General features: G+C 45.0%; 15 protein-coding genes. 9 read left to right on the top strand and 6 right to left on the bottom strand.

From position 1 onward, the window contains the following. The first annotated feature begins 185 nt into the window (after nucleotides 1-185). The 4 genes from ubiG to yfaE all read left to right on the top strand — a co-directional run bounded on the left by ubiG (nucleotide 186) and on the right by yfaE (nucleotide 5,235). Nucleotides 186-929 (top strand): bifunctional 2-polyprenyl-6-hydroxyphenol methylase/3-demethylubiquinol 3-O-methyltransferase UbiG, encoded by a 744-nt coding sequence (gene ubiG, locus AB6E85_RS15645; protein ID WP_172379706.1) that lies wholly within the window; start codon nucleotides 186-188, stop codon nucleotides 927-929. A gap of 508 nt (nucleotides 930-1,437) precedes the next feature. After that, nucleotides 1,438-3,720 (top strand): class 1a ribonucleoside-diphosphate reductase subunit alpha, encoded by a 2,283-nt coding sequence (gene nrdA, locus AB6E85_RS15640; protein WP_017060992.1) that lies wholly within the window; start codon nucleotides 1,438-1,440, stop codon nucleotides 3,718-3,720. A gap of 103 nt (nucleotides 3,721-3,823) precedes the next feature. Beyond that, nucleotides 3,824-4,957 carry a class Ia ribonucleoside-diphosphate reductase subunit beta gene (gene nrdB, locus AB6E85_RS15635; RefSeq protein ID WP_017063554.1) on the top strand — a complete coding sequence of 378 codons (1,134 nt, stop codon included), beginning with the start codon at nucleotides 3,824-3,826 and terminating at the stop codon, nucleotides 4,955-4,957. Next, the gene (gene yfaE, locus AB6E85_RS15630) at nucleotides 4,957-5,235 is read left to right on the top strand and encodes a class I ribonucleotide reductase maintenance protein YfaE (protein WP_010438115.1); all 279 of its coding nucleotides are present in this window, start codon (nucleotides 4,957-4,959) and stop codon (nucleotides 5,233-5,235) included. The genes nrdB and yfaE overlap by 1 nt, the downstream gene beginning before the upstream one ends. A gap of 171 nt (nucleotides 5,236-5,406) precedes the next feature. On the opposite strand, the gene napF is transcribed toward yfaE, so the two are convergent. Then, a complete protein-coding gene (gene napF / locus AB6E85_RS15625; RefSeq protein WP_372143171.1) occupies nucleotides 5,407-5,922 on the bottom strand; it encodes a ferredoxin-type protein NapF in 516 nt (171 codons plus the stop codon). Then, nucleotides 5,922-6,488, bottom strand: coding sequence for a molecular chaperone (locus AB6E85_RS15620; RefSeq protein ID WP_050635173.1), 567 nt, complete (start codon nucleotides 6,486-6,488; stop codon nucleotides 5,922-5,924). Before AB6E85_RS15620 ends, napF begins: the two co-directional genes overlap by 1 nt. A gap of 198 nt (nucleotides 6,489-6,686) precedes the next feature. Between AB6E85_RS15620 and AB6E85_RS15615 the strand changes: the two genes are divergently transcribed. The 3 genes from AB6E85_RS15615 to AB6E85_RS15605 are packed head-to-tail and all read left to right on the top strand — an operon-like array spanning nucleotide 6,687 to nucleotide 10,604. After that, entirely contained in the window at nucleotides 6,687-9,125 is a 2,439-nt protein-coding gene (locus tag AB6E85_RS15615) for a DmsA/YnfE/YnfF family dimethyl sulfoxide reductase (protein WP_372143170.1), read from the top strand. An 11-nt stretch (nucleotides 9,126-9,136) separates the two neighbouring features. Then, nucleotides 9,137-9,757: a DMSO/selenate family reductase complex B subunit gene (locus AB6E85_RS15610; protein WP_004733360.1), complete on the top strand. Its 621-nt coding sequence runs from the start codon at nucleotides 9,137-9,139 to the stop codon at nucleotides 9,755-9,757. A 1-nt stretch (nucleotide 9,758) separates the two neighbouring features. Beyond that, nucleotides 9,759-10,604 carry a DmsC/YnfH family molybdoenzyme membrane anchor subunit gene (locus AB6E85_RS15605; RefSeq protein ID WP_048613147.1) on the top strand — a complete coding sequence of 282 codons (846 nt, stop codon included), beginning with the start codon at nucleotides 9,759-9,761 and terminating at the stop codon, nucleotides 10,602-10,604. Nucleotides 10,605-10,778: 174 nt separating this feature from the next. Here the strand turns inward: AB6E85_RS15605 and AB6E85_RS15600 are convergent, their stop codons facing one another. Beyond that, entirely contained in the window at nucleotides 10,779-12,017 is a 1,239-nt protein-coding gene (locus tag AB6E85_RS15600) for a CinA family nicotinamide mononucleotide deamidase-related protein (RefSeq protein ID WP_050621273.1), read from the bottom strand. A 210-nt stretch (nucleotides 12,018-12,227) separates the two neighbouring features. On the opposite strand from AB6E85_RS15600, the gene AB6E85_RS15595 reads away from it, so the two are divergent. Together AB6E85_RS15595 and AB6E85_RS15590 are read left to right on the top strand one after the other, a co-directional pair. Next, complete coding sequence (locus AB6E85_RS15595; protein ID WP_048613575.1) at nucleotides 12,228-13,136, top strand: DUF3943 domain-containing protein; 909 nt, start codon at nucleotides 12,228-12,230, stop codon at nucleotides 13,134-13,136. A 253-nt stretch (nucleotides 13,137-13,389) separates the two neighbouring features. Further along, nucleotides 13,390-13,902 carry a glycine cleavage system protein R gene (locus tag AB6E85_RS15590; protein WP_017061000.1) on the top strand — a complete coding sequence of 171 codons (513 nt, stop codon included), beginning with the start codon at nucleotides 13,390-13,392 and terminating at the stop codon, nucleotides 13,900-13,902. A gap of 73 nt (nucleotides 13,903-13,975) precedes the next feature. On the opposite strand, the gene nspC is transcribed toward AB6E85_RS15590, so the two are convergent. The 3 genes from nspC to AB6E85_RS15575 form a co-directional block, all read right to left on the bottom strand. Next, entirely contained in the window at nucleotides 13,976-15,109 is a 1,134-nt protein-coding gene (gene nspC, locus AB6E85_RS15585; protein WP_061038905.1) for a carboxynorspermidine decarboxylase, read from the bottom strand. Between the two features lie 211 nt (nucleotides 15,110-15,320). Further along, complete coding sequence (locus AB6E85_RS15580; RefSeq protein ID WP_050621275.1) at nucleotides 15,321-16,571, bottom strand: carboxynorspermidine synthase; 1,251 nt, start codon at nucleotides 16,569-16,571, stop codon at nucleotides 15,321-15,323. Between the two features lie 8 nt (nucleotides 16,572-16,579). Next, the gene (locus tag AB6E85_RS15575; protein ID WP_372143169.1) at nucleotides 16,580-19,531 is read right to left on the bottom strand and encodes a pyridoxal phosphate-dependent class III aminotransferase; all 2,952 of its coding nucleotides are present in this window, start codon (nucleotides 19,529-19,531) and stop codon (nucleotides 16,580-16,582) included. Between the last annotated feature and the right edge of the window lie 1,013 nt (nucleotides 19,532-20,544).

Raw genomic sequence — 20,544 nt, 5'->3', positions numbered from 1 at the left:
CCTACGGAGGCATCACTTTCCCTCTCCTTTTACCATCTTGTGACCCTTGTAGCCAATCAATTGATGAGAAATTGCACCTCCGCATCATATCTTGCTGAAACATGGTCACTTTACATCCAATAAACTAGCAAAATTGTAGATCTTCTGGTCAGCGCGAAAAGGCAAGTTATAATGCCTGCAATTTCATGGATGCATTATTTAACTTGGAAATGCCGATTATGACTAAATCACAGAACGTAGACCCAGCAGAAATCAAGAAATTCGAAGACATGGCGTCACGCTGGTGGGATCTAGAAGGCGAATTTAAGCCGCTACATCAAATCAACCCACTGCGCCTAAATTACGTATTAGAGAAGACGGAAGGCCTATTTGGCAAGAAAGTCCTCGATGTTGGCTGCGGCGGCGGTATTCTTGCAGAAAGCATGGCGGTTGAAGGTGCGATAGTAACAGGCCTAGACATGGGTAAAGAACCGCTAGAAGTCGCGCGTCTTCACGCATTAGAAACTGGCACCAAGCTCGATTACATCCAGAGCACTATCGAAGACCACGCAGAGCAGAACCCACAGACGTACGATGTGGTAACGTGCATGGAAATGCTTGAACACGTTCCTGACCCACAATCTGTTATCACTGCCTGTTCAAAATTGGTGAAACCGGGCGGCCACGTGTTCTTTTCTACATTGAACCGTAACTTCAAATCTTACTTGTTTGCGATTGTTGGTGCAGAGAAGCTATTGAAGATCGTTCCAGAAGGCACTCATGAACACGAGAAGTTCATTCGCCCTGCTGAACTTATCAAGATGGTTGATAACACTCCGCTGCAAGAATTAGGCATTACAGGCCTGCACTATAACCCGTTGACGAACACTTACCGTTTAGGCCAAAAAGTCGATGTGAACTACATCGTTCACACACAAAACTTTGGCTAAAAAATATCGGTAGCTCTACCGTAAAACCTTTTGTAAAAAAGACGAATGAAAAGAGTTGCAATTACCATAACTTTGCGACTTTTTTCAGTCTAAATTTCGTGCGCTAGCTTCCATTTTGACCACCTCGATTTAAATTTAATCGCCCAAAATCCATCGCCCATTTTGCTCAAAGATCAAGGGATTTTTTTTTATGGGCGTGCAAAAATAAAGCATCATTAAAAGCCGACTTTTATACAATCAAGTCACATCTAACCTCATCAGTTAGTGGTCACTTACAGTTTTTTTTCAATCCACCACTTATCCACAAGCAACCCCATTTCTTTACCTTGAAAAATATCAGTTGTAGCACTATCTTGTAACCCAACAAACAAATGACCCCTATATGTTGTGTTTGAACTACAATGTATGGGTAGACCAAGATCACAAAGCCGAAACGTAATTTACAAAAATTACACAGAAATACACAAAAACACGGCCTTGTTCAGTTTTGTTAGGGAAATTAAGCAGAATGAACCAACAACTTACTGTTACCAAGCGTAACGGGCGCAAAGAAACGATCGATCTAGAGAAGATCCATCGCGTGATTACATGGGCAGCTGAAGGCTTGCACAATGTTTCTGTATCACAAGTAGAATTGAAAGCTCACATTCAGTTTTACGATGGCATCACCACTACTGACATTCATGAAACTATCATCAAGTCAGCTGCGGATTTAATCTCTGAAGAGACTCCTGATTACCAATATCTAGCAGCACGTCTGTCTGTATTCCACCTACGTAAAAAAGCGTACGGCGAATACGAGCCGCCTGCATTGTATGACCACGTTGCAAAACTGGTTGATATGGGTAAATACGATAGCCACCTTATGGAAGACTACACGAAAGCTGAATTCGAAGAGCTTGACGAGTACATCGACCACAAACGTGACTTAGACTTCTCTTACGCAGCGGTTAAGCAGCTCGAAGGTAAATACTTCGTGCAAAACCGTGTAACGAAAGAAATCTACGAGAGTGCTCAGTTCCTTTACATTTTAGTTGCTGCGTGTCTATTCGCTAAATACCCGAAATCGACTCGTCTTGACTACATCAAACGTTTTTACGACGCATCGTCTACGTTTAAGATTTCTCTACCTACACCGATCATGTCTGGTGTACGTACGCCTACTCGTCAATTCAGTTCTTGTGTACTGATCGAGTGTGGTGACAGCCTTGATTCAATCAACGCAACAGCAAGCTCAATTGTTCGTTACGTATCTCAACGTGCTGGTATTGGTATCAACGCAGGTCGTATCCGTGCACTTGGCTCTGAAATCCGTAATGGTGAAGCGTTCCACACGGGCTGTATCCCTTTCTACAAATACTTCCAAACAGCAGTAAAATGTTGTTCTCAAGGTGGTGTTCGTGGCGGTGCAGCAACTGTGTTCTACCCACTATGGCACGGTGAAGTTCAGTCTCTATTAGTATTGAAAAACAACCGCGGCGTTGAAGAGAACCGTGTTCGTCACATGGATTACGGCGTACAGCTGAACAAGCTTATGTATTCTCGCCTAGTTCAAGGTGGCAACATCAGCCTGTTCTCACCTTCAGACGTACCTGGCCTTTACGATGCGTTCTTCGAAAACCAAGACCGTTTTGAAGAGCTATACGTTAAGTACGAAAACGATCCTTCAGTGAAGCGTGAAACGGTTAAAGCCGTTGAGCTGTTCTCTCTGCTAATGCAAGAGCGTGCTTCTACTGGTCGTATCTACATTCAGAACGTTGACCACTGTAATACACACAGCCCGTTTGATTCTGAAGTAGCACCTGTTCGTCAATCGAACCTATGTCTAGAAATCGCGCTTCCTACTAAGCCACTTTCTAACGTAGAAGATGACGAAGGCGAAATTGCACTATGTACACTTTCAGCGTTCAACCTTGGCGCAATCAATGAACTGGACGACCTAGCAGAGCTTTCTGAGCTGGTTGTTCGTGCTCTAGATGCACTGCTTGATTACCAAGACTACCCGCTTCCAGCTGCATACAAGTCGACAATGAACCGTCGTACTTTAGGTGTAGGTGTAATCAACTACGCATACTACCTAGCGAAGAATGGTGTTAAGTACTCTGATGGCAGCGCGAATGGCCTGACGCACCGTACTTTTGAAGCAATTCAATACCACTTGCTAAAAGCATCTGTTGAACTAGCGAAAGAGCAAGGTCGTTGCCCATCTTTCCACGAGACCAACTACGCGAAAGGCCTACTGCCAATCGATACTTACAAAAAAGATATCGACTTAGTATGTGAAGAGCCACTGCATTACGATTGGGATTCTCTACGTGAAGAGATCATGGAGCACGGTCTGCGTAACTCTACGCTAACAGCGCTTATGCCTTCTGAGACATCGTCTCAAATCTCGAACGCGACTAACGGTATCGAGCCACCACGTGGTTACGTATCAGTGAAAGCATCGAAAGACGGCATCCTTAAGCAAGTGGTTCCAGATTTCCTAAATCTTAAAGAGAACTACGAGCTACTTTGGAACATTGGTTCTAACGACGGTTACCTACACCTAGTGGGTATCATGCAAAAATTCGTTGACCAAGCTATCTCTGCAAACACTAACTATGATCCAAGTGTTTACGACAGCGGTAAAGTACCAATGAAGAAGCTGCTTCAAGACCTACTAACAGCGTACAAGTACGGTGTTAAGACGCTTTACTACCATAACACTCGTGATGGTGCTAAAGACGACCAAGGCGATGCAGTTCAAGTGCCGGAAGAAGATTGTGAAGGCGGCGGTTGTAAGATCTAAACCGCAATAAACATTAAGACCCCAGAGAAGAGTTATCTTCTCTGGGTTTAAAGCATTAACAGGGTCCGTTTTATTACGGGTCTTTAAAGGATTTGAGGCATTTATGGCTTACAGTACTTTTTCTCAGCAAAAAAATGACCAACTAAAAGAACCAATGTTCTTGGGTCAGTCGGTAAACGTTGCACGTTACGACCAACAGAAATTCGAAATCTTCGAAAAGCTTATCGAAAAGCAGCTTTCTTTCTTCTGGCGTCCAGAAGAAGTAGACGTGTCTAGCGACCGTATCGACTACAACAAGCTTCCTGAGCATGAAAAGCACATCTTCATCTCTAACTTGAAGTACCAAACGCTTCTAGATTCAATCCAAGGCCGCAGCCCTAACGTTGCCCTACTTCCATTGGTATCTCTACCAGAAGTAGAAACTTGGATTGAGACTTGGTCTTTCTCTGAAACGATTCACTCTCGTTCTTACACGCACATCATCCGTAACATCGTGAATGATCCAGGCGTAGTATTCGACGACATCGTTGAAAACGAAGAGATTCTAAAGCGTGCTAAAGATATCGCTTTCTACTACGACGACCTAATCAAGCTAACGGCTGACTACCACCGCTACGGTGAAGGCAACCACAGCATCAACGGCGAAGATGTTAAGATTTCACTTCACGACCTGAAGAAGAAACTTTACCTATGTCTAATGTCTGTAAACGCACTAGAAGCGATTCGTTTCTACGTAAGTTTCGCATGTTCATTTGCATTCGCTGAGCGTGAGCTAATGGAAGGTAACGCGAAGATCATCAAGCTAATCGCTCGTGATGAAGCTCTTCACCTTACTGGTACACAGCACATGATCAACTTGCTACGTAACGGTCAAGATGATTTCGAATTCATGCAGATCGCTGAAGAGTGTAAGCAAGAGTGTTTCGACCTATTCAAAGAAGCGGCTGAGCAAGAGAAAGAGTGGGCAGAATACCTATTCAAAGATGGCTCTATGATTGGTCTAAACAAAGACATTCTTTGCCAATACGTTGAGTACATTACTAATATCCGTATGCAGGCTGTTGGTTTAGGTACTGCTTACCCAGCAGCAACGTCGAACCCAATTCCATGGATCAACGCTTGGTTGTCTTCAGATAACGTTCAAGTTGCTCCACAAGAAGCAGAAATCAGTTCTTACCTAGTTGGCCAAATCGACAACGAAGTAAAAGCTGACGACTTTGAAGGATTTGAGCTGTAATGCCAACAATCAAAATCAACAAACTGACTTCAATTGAATCTAACCCTTCAAACACTCTGTTGGAAACAATGGAACAAGCTGGGTTAGAGCCAGAATACAACTGCCGAGATGGCCACTGCGGCGCTTGCCGCTGTACATTGGATTCTGGTGAAGTCGAGTACGTTGGTTTTGCTATGGCTTACACGCAAGGTAATGAAATATTACCTTGTATCTGTAAAGCAAAGACTGAGCTATCGCTGAGTAACGTTATTCATAGAAACAAGCAAAAACGCGCATAAGCCAACTGGCTTTAGGTCGCTTTGCTCGAATAACTTAATAAGAATTAAAAAGGGTCCGCTTCCTTAGGAATGCGGACCCTTTTCTATTTATGTCTTTAGGTATCGTAAGACGACTCGTCTATCGCTCAACCAACGTCTTCCTGTTGGCTTGTGTCATACAAAGCCAAACGTTTATTGCTGAGTCAGGTTAAGAGTCACAGAGCCAATATAACAAGCGCTTCGGCACTCTCCACAGCCGTTACACTTATCTTTGTCCACTGTAGGCAACTCTCCCACTTCGATGTGTATCGCACCTGCTGAACACGCAGTTTGGCATGCTGAACAGTCCATTTGCATGTAATTATTGCAGCTATCCGCAAAGCTCGGCTTGAGGTCGATATAAGGTGTGACCGTTGGATGAAGTGCGCCAGTCGGACACACTTCAGTGCATTTGTTACACATAGAACAACTGTTGTAATCCAAATTCAGCAGCGCACTGCCCTCTAGCATCTCAATAACGCTATTCGGACACGCTTGCTCACACAGCCCACAACCGTCGCAAAGACGCTCAAACAGCACCTCATCGACCGCTCTTGGCGGTCTTGCATGCAAGCGCTGTGATATCTCTTCATAATTCGCGGCTGCTTTAACCGGTTTAGAAAGTCGAGTTAAGAAACCGCGTCTATTTGAATTTATTTGTTCAGACATTAGTCGATATATAACTTTTTAGTAGTAACGTTTAAATTATATTCAGATATTAAGTACTTAAACCAATCTATTACATCAACCGATAGCTTTTTATAAAAAGATAGCTCTGATGCTTTATTTAGTTTTTCTAAATAAACAGAGGACCAAGTTAATAAGTGACCTTCGAGCAATTCACCAGCTGAATTTAAATTGTTATTTTCTAACAAATACGCATGAGCGAATAACATTAAACCAAATTGATCTTCCGGCTCTCTTAACCCCGTGTCTAATTCAATCTGATTCAATTCTAAAAATTGGCGATACTCAACCGTAGAAGCGCCGAACACAACGCGGTCTTTATCTAGGTACACAGAACCCCACGGCGGAGCTGGCATGTCTCCAACGCCTTCAAACAGGCGGCTGAACTCTGCTGAGAGCGCATCTTCGTCTTCACTTATCAATGCCTGCAAGCATTCTTCAGAGAGCACTTCGCTCTCAACCAAAGCTTCGACAATGGTGATTAACTGTTCTTTACTTGTCGCTTGATAAAATAGCGAACCCAATAATTTATGCGTATCGATAATCATTATTATTTATACCGTTATAGGTTTAAAGATAATTATATAAATAAGGCGATTTAATTCTTTGATCTATTTTATACATTCGATTCATAAGATTTAAATTTCGCTCTTATTTGATGCCAATCAATCAACAATCCGAAATAAAAACATAAAGAACAAACTACCTATAAAGTGCTAGCTATCAATAGCAAAAGGCATCTTAGAATGACGAATAAGAAAGAATCTGGGGTAATGAATCTTACTCGAAGAGGCTTCATGAAAGCTTCTTCGGCGGTAGGTAGTGCAGCCGCACTTGCGGGCGGTATCGCTTTACCTTTCAAATCCAAACCAGTAGCGGCTGCGGTTGCTGAGAATGTGGAAGAGAAAATCGTATGGAGTGCATGTACAGTAAACTGTGGCTCTCGCTGCCCACTGCGTATGCATGTACAAAACGGTGAAATCAAATACGTAGAAACCGACAACACAGGTACTGACGAATACGGTCATCACCAAGTTCGTGCGTGTCTACGTGGTCGCTCGATGCGCCGCCGTGTTTACAACCCAGATCGCCTGAAATACCCAATGAAACGTGTGGGTAAACGTGGTGAAGGTAAATTCAAACGTATTAGCTGGGAAGAGGCTTACGATGAAGTCGCTGGCACCATGCAACGCCTTATCAAAGACTACGGTAACGACACTATCTACCTAAACTACGGTACAGGTACGCTGGGCGGTACAGTAACTAAATCTTGGCCACCAGCTCAAACGCTGATTGCTCGCCTAATGAACCTAAGTGGTGGTTACCTAAACCATTACGGTGACTACTCAACAGCGCAAATCGCGAAAGGCTTGAGCTACACCTACGGCGGTTGGGCAAACAACAACTCTTTCTCTGACCTAGAGAACACTAAGCTTAATATCCAATTTGGTAACAACCCTGCTGAGACACGTATGTCTGGCGGCGGTCTGATCCACCACTACGTAGAAAGCAAAAACAAATCGAACGCAAGAACGATCATCATCGACCCTCGCTACACCGATACTGCCGGTGGTCGTGAAGATCAATGGATTCCAATTCGTCCTTCTACAGATGCAGCATTGGTCGCAGGCCTTGCACACGTGATGATCACGGAAGACCTTGTCGACCAACCGTTCCTAGACAAATACTGTGTCGGTTATGATGAGAAGACCCTTCCTGCATCAGCACCTAAAAACAGTGACTACAAATCTTACATCCTAGGTTTAGGTGAAGATGGCGTAGAGAAGACACCAGAGTGGGCTTCTAAGATCACGGGTATTCCAGTTGATACCATCGTTAAGCTTGGTCGTGAAATGGGCACAGCAAAACCGTGCGCAATCCACCAAGGCTGGGGCCTGCAACGTACTGCGAACGGTGAGCTAGCGTGTCGTGCAATCGCAATGCTGTCGCTACTAACCGGTTCTGTGGGTGTATCAGGTGGTTCTACAGGTGCTCGTGAGAGTGACATCAACATTCCGTTTGTGCGCTTCCCAACTGTGCCAAACCCAGTTGAAACGTCTATTTCAATGTTCATGTGGACAGACGCGATTTACCGTCACCATGAAATGACCGACATCACTGATGGTGTTCGCGGTGCAGAGCGCCTTAAGAATCCAATCAAGATGATCTGGAACTACGCAGGTAACTGCATCATCAACCAACACTCAGACATCAACAAGACTCACGCGATTCTTCAAGATGAAAGTGCGTGTGAAATGATTGTCGTGGTTGATAACCATATGACTTCTTCAGCGAAATACGCCGATATCATCCTGCCAGACTTAACAACGTCTGAGCAAGACGACTGGTGTATGGACGGTAAAGCGGCGAACATGCCTTACTTCATCTACGCGCAGAAAGCGATTGAGCCTCAGTTTGAAGCCAAATCTATCTACGAGATGTGTACTCAGCTTGCGAAGCGCATGGGCGTAGAAAAAGAGTTCACCGAAGGCCGTACTCAAGAGCAATGGATTGAGCACCTTTACGCAGAAACTCGTAAGAACGATCCAACACTGCCAACCTTCGAAGAGATGAAAGAGCTGGGTATCTACAAACGTAGCTACGACCACCACTACATCGCTTACGAAGACTTCCGCAAAGATCCTGAAGCGAACCCACTGACTACACCAAGTGGCAAGATTGAGATCTACTCAGAGCAACTGGCTGATATCGCGAAGACTTGGAAGCTGAAAGAAGACGAAGTGATTCACCCACTTCCGGTTTACGCGGACTCTTTTGAAGGTCATAACGATCCACTAGCAGAGAAGTACCCACTTCAGCTAACCGGTTTCCACTACAAGGCTCGTACTCACTCAACTTACGGCAACGTTGCAGAAATCAAAGCAGCAGCGCCGCAAGAGTTGTGGATCAATCCAATCGATGCAAAAGAACGTGGTATTGAAAGCGGAGACATGGTGAGTATTTTCAACGACCGTGGCGAAGTACATATTCCAGCGAAAGTGACACCTAGGATTCTTCCTCGAGTTGTCGCACTAGGCGAAGGTGCATGGTATGCACCGGATGGTCAGAAGATCGACCATGCAGGCTCTATCAACGTGCTGACCACTCAGCGCCCGAGCCCACTTGCTAAGGGTAACCCTCAGCATACAAACCTAGTTCAAATCAAAGCGCTAAAGAAAGCATAAGGTAGGTTGGAATGAAACAGTACGGCTTTTACATTGATTCAAGTAAATGCACGGGTTGTAAAACCTGTCAGCTTGCTTGTAAAGATTATAACGATCTAGACATCAAAACGAACTACCGTCGCGTATACGAATATGCCGGTGGTGGCTTCACTCAAGATGGCGATACCTGGGTTCAGAAAGATGTCTTTTCTTACTACCTTTCTATCGCTTGTAACCACTGTACTAATCCAGCGTGTGTGAAAGTGTGTCCTTCGGGCGCAATGCACAAACGTGATGAAGACGGTTTGGTTGTGGTTGATGAGAGCGTATGTATTGGTTGTCAGCACTGTAGCAATGCGTGCCCTTACGGCGCACCACAATACAATGCTAAGAAAGGTCACATGACGAAATGCGATGGTTGTTACCAGCGTGTTTCTGAAGGCAAACAGCCTATCTGTGTTGAGTCTTGCCCACTTCGTGCATTGGAGTTTGGTGAAATCAATACACTTCGCGAGAAGTACGGCTCTGGTGCGGATGTGGCTCCACTGCCATCTTCAACAGAAACGCTACCGAACATCGTGATTAAGCTGAACAAAAACGCGAAACCGACTGGCGATACCAGTGGTCACCTAGCAAACCCGAAGGAGGTGTAAGATGATTTTTCATGAGTGGTCTTTAATCTTCTTTACGGTGCTAGCGCAAACTGCGGTTGGTGGTTACTTACTGATTGGCGCACGTGCACTGGTACTTGGTCATGACGAAGAGAAGCTGAACAGCTACAAGGTTCCAATGTTCATCCTATGGGCACTGATGGGGCTTGGCTTCATGTTCTCGACAACGCACCTTGGCTCTCCACTGCGCGCGTTTAACGCTTTTAATCAGCTAGGTTCGGCTTGGTTGTCTAACGAAGTGTTCTTCGGTGCGGCATTCTTCGCTGTCGGTGGCCTACAATGGCTATTGTCTGTGCTTAAGAAAGGTGGCGTAGCTATCCAGAAAGCACTGATGGTTGGCGCAATGGTACTGGGTGTTATCTTCATGTACGCGATGATCAACGTATACATGATCAACACAGTACCTACGTGGGACAACATTTACACACCACTGAGCTTCATCATGACGATGGTGGTGGGTGGCTTGCTGTTATCTCAATTCGTGATTGTATTCGCAAACGACAGCCGCTTTACGGTTGACCGTAACATCACCATGCTGGCTGTTATCGCTGTTGCTATCAGCTTGCTTGTGACAGTAGGAAAACTGAACCTAATCGGTGACATCCAAACTTCAGCGGCAAAAGCGTCTGAGTTAGTCGATGGTTTAGGTAGCTATGTGATTCTTCAAGTGGCACTGCTAATGGCAAGCTTGTTGATTTGGATTCTACCTATGCTGAACAAAGCAAAAGTGAACCCAGTTAACCTTGGCTTAGCACTAGTATTGTTCTTGGCTTCAGAGTTAATCGGCCGTGGTTTGTTCTACAGCCTACATATGACAAGCGGTTTGTAATCGAGTTCTTACAGACATGAGTTGCGTGTAAACATCGCTGCTTGTTTGGTTATCTAGAAGGCTAGATAAACAAAAGGCCCAACACCTATTTAGATGTTGGGCCTTTTTATTTCGTTTTGTCTAGCGTTTTTAATACAGACTTAGCGAGTTCGCTTACATCGTTAGCTTACATAGCTACTTAATGATAGCCGCTGGAATAAACATGTCTTTTAATCGCTTAACCGAAGAATAAGTACCAAACATCGGTTTGTTGTCTAAATGCCTTCTCAGCATATCGGCGGCAACGGTCTTAATCACGTTGCGTTGGTCTTCACGCGAGTACTGACGATAAAACTCAAGTACCTGCCCCCACTCGCCTGCTTCAGTCGACAATGCAACGCTGAATGTGTTGCCTTCCAGCTTACCAGTCACCAAAGCCAATTCAGTTCCGCACTTCTCTCTTGTTGCTCCAGCCAGCGCAAAGGTCGCGGCTAATGGATCGCTCTTTTCAAGTTCGCTCTCTTTTGGCTCAGCCATCACCCATGAGTGTCCGAAGCAATCTTCTATCTGCTCATTCAATTGCAGCCACGCTGACAGTGAACCTTTGGTCGACACTTCAGACACAGATAACGTCTTCTTTTTTTCCGCCATGATGTGTCCAATATGGTCAATCATCGGCTCATCAACACTAACGACATTACTCTCTAGCAGCTTGTAAACCATCTGCAGAAGCTTAACGCGAGTTTCTAAGTCTGCCTTAGGACCAAACAGTTTGACCTCAATGAACGGCAGATAAGAGCGGTAACCAAGTTCATAACCTTCTGGCAGCTTTAATTGGTCCAAAACATCAGAGATACCGGATTCAGACAAACCAAACGTAAACAGTCGACTGCATTCAGACGCAACCACTTGAGGGTAGGTGCGCGACAAGTCAGGAAGAATCTCAAACGTCACCATACGTTTGAACTCACTCGGTACACCCGGCGTGAAATAGAAAGTCGCATCGTTGATTTTCAGTTTGAAGCCACAAGCCGTCCCCACAGGGTTATCGACGATCTCTGAACTCGCAGGTAACAAAGCTTGTTTAAGGTTGCTGTCAGGCATCGGCATGCCACGTCCAGAGAACATCTCTTCCATACGAGCAAGCCATTCAGGGAACATGACGAGCTTTTGCTCGGAAGCAGCTGCAGCGGCTGCAGCACTCATATCATCGGTTGTCGGGCCTAAACCACCATTAACGATAACCACATCATAGTTAAAGCTCAGCATCAGCAGTTCTTCAACAAGAGCATTCATTTGATCACCCACGGTTGAGCGCTTAGCAAGAGCAAAACCATGCTGATAAAACTCAGCAGACATCCAAGCTGCGTTTGTATCTACAATGTCTCCATGAAGAACTTCTTCACCTGTGCTTAACATTGCGATTTTCGTCATATTTCTATCCCTTGTTGTCATAAAAAGACACTGCATTATTTACAAACTGGTCTATGGTTGAATTTGGAGCAATTCGCCTTTTCACTAATATTAATAATGTTAAACCTAAGGTTTTCTTAGGAAAAGCTATAAATTATTAGTTCCCTAAATCAGGCATTTAATAGATAATTGTGACCCTGATCAATTCCAAACTTTCTCATGGAGACCCTTGTGGCCAAATCACCGTTACTAGCAAAGGTTACTGCCGCATTTTCAATGCTAATGTCAGTTAACTCGGTTGCAAGCCAATACGACTTCGACCAGCCAATCAACCTTTCTTACTCGGATGAATGTGCTCAAGATTACTGTTTTAATGACAACTTGTACACCTACAAGCCTAGTACCAATTACGCACTGAGCGAATCGAGTGATGAGTACGACTTCACAATCCAACAACCAAAACACATGTTGGTGAGCCAGGAGAAAGATTGGGATTACCTAATGGGTCAAACCTACACCATTCTTGGCTTAAGTGTCGCGACAGTGGGTCTAATGACTCTACTCCCTGAAAGTATTACTAAGTGGGATGATGACCAACGTGATATCAGTTCATTAGGTAAAAAGTGGAAAGATAACGTTTCTGAAGGCCCAGTATGGGACCGTGACGAACACTTCCTAAACTACGTAATGCACCCATATTTTGGTGGTGTTTACTACACCGCAGCTCGACACGCAGGTTACGACGAGTTTGAGTCATTCTTATACTCTTGGACTATGTCGACGTTCTTCTGGGAATACGGCGTAGAAGCGTTTGCTGAAGTACCTTCATGGCAAGATCTCTTCATCACACCTTTCTTCGGTGCGGTTGTCGGTGAAATGATGCTAGAAGCAGAGCAAGATATCATTGCTTCAGGTGGCGAAGTGATGGGCTCTCAAACCATGGGTGATGTGTCGCTATTCTTCCTTAACCCTGTTGGACACATTCACTACTGGGTAAGTGACGCATGGGGCGGTGATGCAGAAGTGAACCTGAATACTAACCCTTGGTGGGATAACCAAGACGCAGCACGTTTTGCTTACGATGCTGGCGCACCATATGACTCTCAGTTTGTTGGTATGAACTTCAAAGTAACGTTCTAATTCGTCTCTAGTACTACTCAATACAAGTTGCTGGATCATCAATCACAGTGACAACTCTTCTAAAAAGCGGCTCTCTAGCCGCTTTTTTTGTGCCCTACTCTTCATTCTCTTTTTTTGCATCGAAGCTTAGTTTCAAAAATTGACCTAGGTCAAACATTGTTCGATGTAACCTTCTACACTGAAATTAAAGAACTTTATCGCGTGATATCAAACATTTAATTAGCTAAGAATAATTGAAACCTTGGGGGCTGATATGAACAGTACATTTATCGTAAACTTTATCGGAAAAGCATCACCAGCAACAATCAAACAGCTTGCTGCGGTTACTCACGAAAACGACGGCAAATGGCTCATCAGTAAAGTGAACTTTATTGAAGACCAAGTCGCAGGCGTACTAAAGGTTCAACTTCCAGCCATCAACGAATCGATTGTCAAAGAAGCGTTTAGCGCCAATCCAGATCTCATCGTGCAGTTTGTCGATTCCGATCATACGCACAATGTTCAAGACACAGTCCATCACTTAAGACTCGACTCTAACGACCGAGCAGGCATCGTCAACGAAGTGACCCATGTATTGGATAGACAAGGGATCAGCATTCTCGATATGGACTGTCATCGTGTCTTTATCGCAGGTGGCGGTGGCGTTAGCTCAAGCCTATTCACATCAAAAATCGCCGTTAAACTGCCAATCGAAGTACAGATCGACGACGTAGTTAATGAACTCGAAACGCTCAGTGAAGATACTCGAGTGATGATTGAAAGCTAAATAAACAAAATTGAAGAACAAAAAAGAGCAGCTCATTGGCTGCTCTTTTTATTGCTCTGAACTTGTGATTCAGTTAATTAACTGACCATTGTGATAATGAGCGTTTGAAGTCTTCATAGCCGAATTCGTTTAGCTTCTGAACTTCACCACTGCTACGTTCGCAGTAGATTGATGGCATTTTAAGGCCATTGAACCAGTTCAGTTTCACCATGGTGTAGCCTGCACTGTCTAACAGGTGTAACTTTTGACCAATCTTAAGTGGCTCATCAAAGCTCGCTTCGCAGAACTGATCGCCCGCAAGGCATGAACATGAGCCAATCACATAATCATGTTCGCCGTTTTCAGAAGCTTCCAATACTGATGCTGGCTCATTGTAAATAAGCGTATCAAGGCGATGAGCTTCGGTTGCTGAATCAACAATTGCCGTTTTCTTCACATTCTCAACGATATCAACCACAGTCACAACTAAGTCAGTTGTCTTAGTAATGATGGCTTCGCCCGGCTCAAGGTACATCTGCACGCCGTGTTTCTCAGAGAAGGCTTTCAGTGCAAGACCAAGCTTTTCAATGTCATAGCCAGGCCATGTGAAGAACACACCACCGCCCATACTCACCCAATCCAATTTATCTAAGTGCTCACCAAATTGTTCTGAGATTGAATCAAGCAGGCCGATAAATGCATCGACGTCTTTGTTCTCACAGTTCATGTGGAACATCACACCATTAATCTCATCGAAAATTTCTGGTTTGATGTGGTCAGCTTGCACGCCCAAACGCGAGAATTGACGTGCTGGATTAGCCAAGTCTTGTCCTGCGTAGCTCACGCCCGGATTTAAACGTAAACCCAGTGAAGCTTTACCTTCAACAATATGGCGGTAAGCGGCAAGTTGGCTTTGAGAGTTGAAGATCATCTTGTCACAGATATCAGCAACTTCTCTCACGTCATCTTCGCTGTAACCGACACTGTAAGCGTGCGTCTCACCACCAAAGGTTTCGTGGCCAAGCTTCACTTCGTATGGACCAGAGCTTGTCGTGCCATCGAGGTAAGGCTTGATGATGTCAAACACACCCCATGTCGAAAAACACTTCAGTGCCAATACCAACTTCACACCTGAAATCTCTTTCAGCTGCTTAGCTATCTCTAAATTCGCGATCAACTTATCTTCGTTGATCATGAAATAAGGCGTTTTTAGTTCGTTGTTTTGCATGTTAATACCTTGCGGCCATCGAGTTCACGAAGGCACATGATAATCGAACAAAGCCGACGCAACAGCATCGGCTTGTAATTATACGTTCTCGTCAATCATATGACTTTGAATGGAATTCGCAGAGCTTTGCCCTTGTCGCTAGGACATCGCGCGGAGTTTACAAACGTAAATGAGCACGATGGACAACGCAACGAGGGCAAAGAGCCAGAAATTATTTCAAAGTGTGGATCAGAGGTAGACCGGCTGTAGGCTCTAGCTCTTGAACGTGCCAATCTAGACCGATTTCCGGCATCGTTGCTAGGAACGGGTCTGGGTTTAGCTGTTCCATGTTGAACACGCCTTTATCAGCCCATTCGCCACGGAAGAACTGAAGTGCAGCGGTAATTGCTGGAACACCTGTAGTGTAAGAGATCGCTTGGTGTTCTACGTCTTCGTAAGCCACTTCGTGGTCTGCGTTATTGTAGATGAATACGCTGCGCTCTTTACCGTCTTTCTTACCTTGAACCCAAGTACCGATACACGTTAAACCTGTGTAACCCGGAGCCAGAGAGGTTGGATCTGGCAGTAGTGCTTTAAGAACATGCAGAGGCTGAACCACAGTGCCATCGTGCAGTGTTAGCGGATCTGGGCTAAGAAGACCGATATCACGCATGCAGTTGAAGTAGTTCAAGTATGCATCACCAAAGCCCATCCAAAATTCGATACGCTTAGCTGGGATGAACTCTTTCATTGAACGAACTTCATCGTGCGCCATTGAGTAAACTTTGTGAGAACCACAGTTCGGGAATTCAAACTCAAGCATACGAGAGTGACAAGGTACTTGTTTCCACTCTTCATTTTCCCAGTAGAAAGAATCGCCTTGGATCTCAAGCATGTTGGTTTCTGGGTCAAAGTTTGTCGCAAACTTCTTGCCGTGGTCGCCAGCATTCACGTCCATTACATCAATTGAGTCAATCTCATCAAACAAGTGCTTAACCGCGTACGCAGCAAAGATTGATACCACACCTGGATCGAAACCAGCACCAAGAATACCTGTGATGCCCGCTTCTGCGAACTTCTCACGATAGCCCCACTGCCAATCGTAAGCTTGTGGTACTTGTTGGCCTTCAGAACATAGGTCAACCGCTACCGATGTATCTAGGTAAGAGACTTTAGATTGGTAACATGCTTCCATGATTGCCATGTTTACCCAAGGAGGACCAGCGTTGATCACTAGATCCGGCTGAACTTCTTTAATCAAAGCAACAAGCGCATCAACATCATCAGCGTCTACTGAACGTGCTTCTAGCTTCTTAGTTGAGTCTTTAAGGTTGTTTTTGCCCTTGATAGATTCGATGATTTTTTCACACTTCGCGATTGTGCGAGAAGCGATTGTGATATCACCCAGTACTTCGTTATTTTGTGCTGCTTTGTGTGCAACAACCCAACCAACGCCGCCTGCACCAATTTGTAGAATAGCCATAGTATTAATTACCCTTGTTGTTCTGCTAGCTCAGTGGCTAGAGTTTGAATTTTGTTAATTAGAGATTTGAAATCTGATGTCGTTAAGCACGGATTCAAGATAGTGAATTTCAGCGCGCTTTTACCGTCGACGACCGTTTCGCCAAGCACGGCAACACCACGAGTCAGTGCTTCCAGTCTTAACCTTTGATTCAGTTTATCTAAATCTAGCTCACCGTTTGCTGATTGCCCATTGCTAGGCACCGAACGGAACAGCACAGTAGACAGTGACGGCTCAGAAAGCAGTTCAAAATCGTCTTGGTTTTGAATTAGGTCTGCAACTTGAAGCGTCTGCTCTAGGAGATGATCGTACATATCACCCAGCTGCTTTGGCCCAACGCTTTGCATCGTCATGAAGACTTTCAATGCATCAAAACGCTTGGTGGTCGCAATAGACTTATCGACAAGATTTGGCAGCTCATCGTGCTCGCGATTCAAATAGTCTGCGTGATGCAGTAGGAACTTAAAGTTCGCTTTGTCTTTCAGCAACACAGCACCACAGCTGATTGTTTGAAAGAACAACTTGTGGAAATCAACGCTCACTGAATCCGCTTTCTCGATGCCTTTCAGGCGAGCTTTATGGCTACTTAAAATAAGCGCGCCACCGTAAGCACTGTCGACATGGAACCAAAGATCTTGTTGGTTTGCGATGTCAGCAATCGCTTCAAGGTCATCAATTGCACCGTGATCGGTTGTACCCGCAGTACCGACAACAGCAAAAGGAATCAACCCTTGTGCTTTAAGCGCTTTCACTTCTGCGTCTAGCAAGTCAGGCTTGATAGTGCCGTTTGCATTGGTATCAACACAGCACACTGCCGCTTCGCCTAGCCCTAGTAGAGAGGCTGACTTTTGAACCGTGAAGTGAGATTTCTTTGAACATAAGATACGCAGCTTGCTCGCGTATTCTGGTAAGCCAAGCTTTTGGATAGAATGCCCATTGTGCTTATCCGCAACCCAGTCTCTCGCAAGCAATAAACCCATTAGGTTACTTTGCGTGCCTCCGCTAGTGAAAACACCGTCAGCTTGTGCGCCAAGTTGGTATTTGTCACACATCCAATCCACAACGCGCTGCTCAACATAAGTCGCAGCCGATGCTTGGTCCCATGAATCCATTGATTGATTCAACGCCGCGATAATCGATTCCGCTGCTACCGAAGCCATAAGAGGAGGAGTGTGAAGGTGTGCAATGCAATCTGGGTGTTGCACGAAGATGGAGTTTGCAGCGACAAGGTCTGCAGTACTATCTACAACATCAACCAAAGCGTGTTGATTGTTATCAAGGTCGACAGCATTGATAGCTGCTTCTAGCACTTTTGGATCTAAACCCGAATAAGGGGTTTCAACCTGTTCAAAAACCGCTTTCATCGCTTGAGTAGTTTGGTTCATCACGTTAGCAAATTCGTCGCTACCGCCTAAACCTGTCTGGATGAAATGCTTGTTCCATTCTTGGTTTGCTTGTTCGCTTGAAGCTGGGTCTTGTTGTAAGCCACCACCAGCTGCGATGATCGCTTCTTCCATGACGCGGAGTGCAAAGTCAATCTGCTCAAAAGAGATAATCATTGGCGGAAGGAAACGAATGACCGAGCCATCACGACCACCCTTTTCAACCATCAAGCCACGCTCTAACGCTGCTCGTTGAATCGCTAGGGTTAACTCGCCGTCTGATTGTGGTTCGCCAAACTTGTTAAGCTCACCATTTGGTTGTTTGATCTCAGCACCGAGCATCAGGCCTTTACCACGAACTTCAGCAATACAGCTAACGCGTGATTGAATCTTCTCAAGCCCGTGACGTAAATATTGGCCTGCGATGTTCGCGTGCTCAACTAAGCCATCTCGTTCGATGATCTCCAACGCCTTAGCGCCAGAGACCATTGCTAATTGGTTACCACGGAATGTACCGGTGTGCTCACCCGCTTTCCATGTATCAATGCTCTTATCGAACACAAGCAGCGACATAGGCAGTCCGCCACCAATCGCTTTAGACAAGCATAAGATATCAGGGTTAACGCCTGACTCTTCAAACGCAAATCGATGACCCGTTTTACCCACACCACACTGAATTTCATCAAAAATCAGTAGGATACCGTGCTCGTCACAGATGCGACGTAGGCCTTGTAACCAAGATGCTGGAGCAGGAATCACACCGCCCTCACCTTGCACAGGTTCAACGATCATCGCTGCTGGTTTCATGATGCCAGACTCGTCATCGTTCAACATACGCTCGATGTAACGAATGCTTGCGTTAGCACCCGCTTCACCACCAATGCCAAACGGGCAGCGTAGGTTGTATGGGAAAGGCATGAAATGTACGTCAGACATCAAACCGCTACGACGTTCTTTAGTGCCGAGGTTACCCATCATGCCCATAGTGCCGTTGGTCATACCATGGTAAGCACCACGGAAAGCAAACATGGTGTTGCGACCTGTGGTTTGCTTAGCAAGCTTGATCGCCGCTTCCACAGCGTCAGCACCCGACGGGCCACAAAATTGAAGAACCGAGTTATTTGAAAAGTCTTGAGGAAGAAAAGCTTTAACTCGCTTGATAAACGTCTCTTTTGCTTGAGTCGTTATATCAAGTGTTTGGTATGGCAAACCAGAATCGAGTTGGTCTTTAAGTGCTTGGTTAATCTCAGGGTGGTTGTAACCCAAAGAAAGTGTACCTGCACCGGCTAAGCAATCGAGAAAGAGTTGGCCACGAGTATCTTCAACTAAAGCGCCACATGCTCGTTTAATAGCAATAGGTAAGCGTCTTGGGTAAGAGCGAACATCCGACTCATGCTGTTCTTGCTCTAGCAAAATAGCGTCAGGTGTTAGGTCGTACGTTCCCTCTAAAATAGGAACCATAGTTGAAAATGAATTTGCGATAGTATTAATATCGACTTCAAAGGCGGTAGTCATAAAAGTCCCCTTGAATGTGTTCATACTCACTTCCATCAGACGCAATTACCCACCAACTCTCGTTAAATTTGGAGAGAGTTCATAGTGAAGTACACGTATTGTCTAGAAATGAGATATAGCTGTACGCTCGCATAAGTCAAATGACAAATACGAAATTAAGCCGTCTTAAGACAGCGATAAATTGTTAGCGTGAGCTCAAGGTTCAGTAATGCTACTGTTTTGAAGAATTGGACATTTTTGCAGGATCGGGCAGCTATGAGGAGCTGGTCCCTTTGGAAATGCAGAGCTGATTAGCAATGTTGTAATTAGTGTGTTCAATGTTGGGTTTCCCATTAACATGGCGAACTGCGCCATAAGTATCCCGTCTATCAGCTAAAGGACTAGCCAATACCTACCCTACGTAATGTCCCAATCAGCAAGAATGGTCACTACGCGTATCCCCCAGAAGCAATCGTTGCTCTTCTTGAACATTGTTCATTCCGAGATTGCGCGGGAAAGTAACATAAAGTGAAATGAACGATCAATAGTTTTTAATAATAGCTTGATAAATAGCAGCGACGGCTAAGGAATTGCTGCAAATATCATCAATACTATCGTTTTGGAAAGAGATCCCCGGTTCGCTCGTTCCTCACGCCCGAGGATGACGACGTAGGGTTATAAACGTTGCTAGAGAAGCTTTGAGGTCATGGCGTCACTCCCTAGAGCGAGGAACGAGTTCATAGGGAATCTCACACTGAAACCAACAGAGTTCACTACACAGATAAAGGAATCGAAAGTTAATCATCTGTCCGCGTCTACGTCATTCCCTAGCACGAGGAACGAGTTCATAGGGAATCTCACTTTTAAAAACGAACTTGATTGCGAAATTTTGTGGCAAGAATAAAAATGAATTTTTAGTGCGGATTCGAACAAGAAGAGTTCTTAAACGTAAAAGCGAAACGCCAGAAACCAAAAAGCCCGAACATTTCTGTTCGGGCTTCTTAATTTGGAGCGATACATCGGGTTCGAACCGATGACCTCAACCTTGGCAAGGTTGC

The sequence above is a fragment of the Vibrio sp. 10N.247.311.51 genome, assembly GCF_041467855.1.
Lineage (GTDB): Bacteria > Pseudomonadota > Gammaproteobacteria > Enterobacterales > Vibrionaceae > Vibrio > Vibrio coralliirubri.
This window is presented reverse-complemented; position numbering and strand designations above follow the sequence as displayed.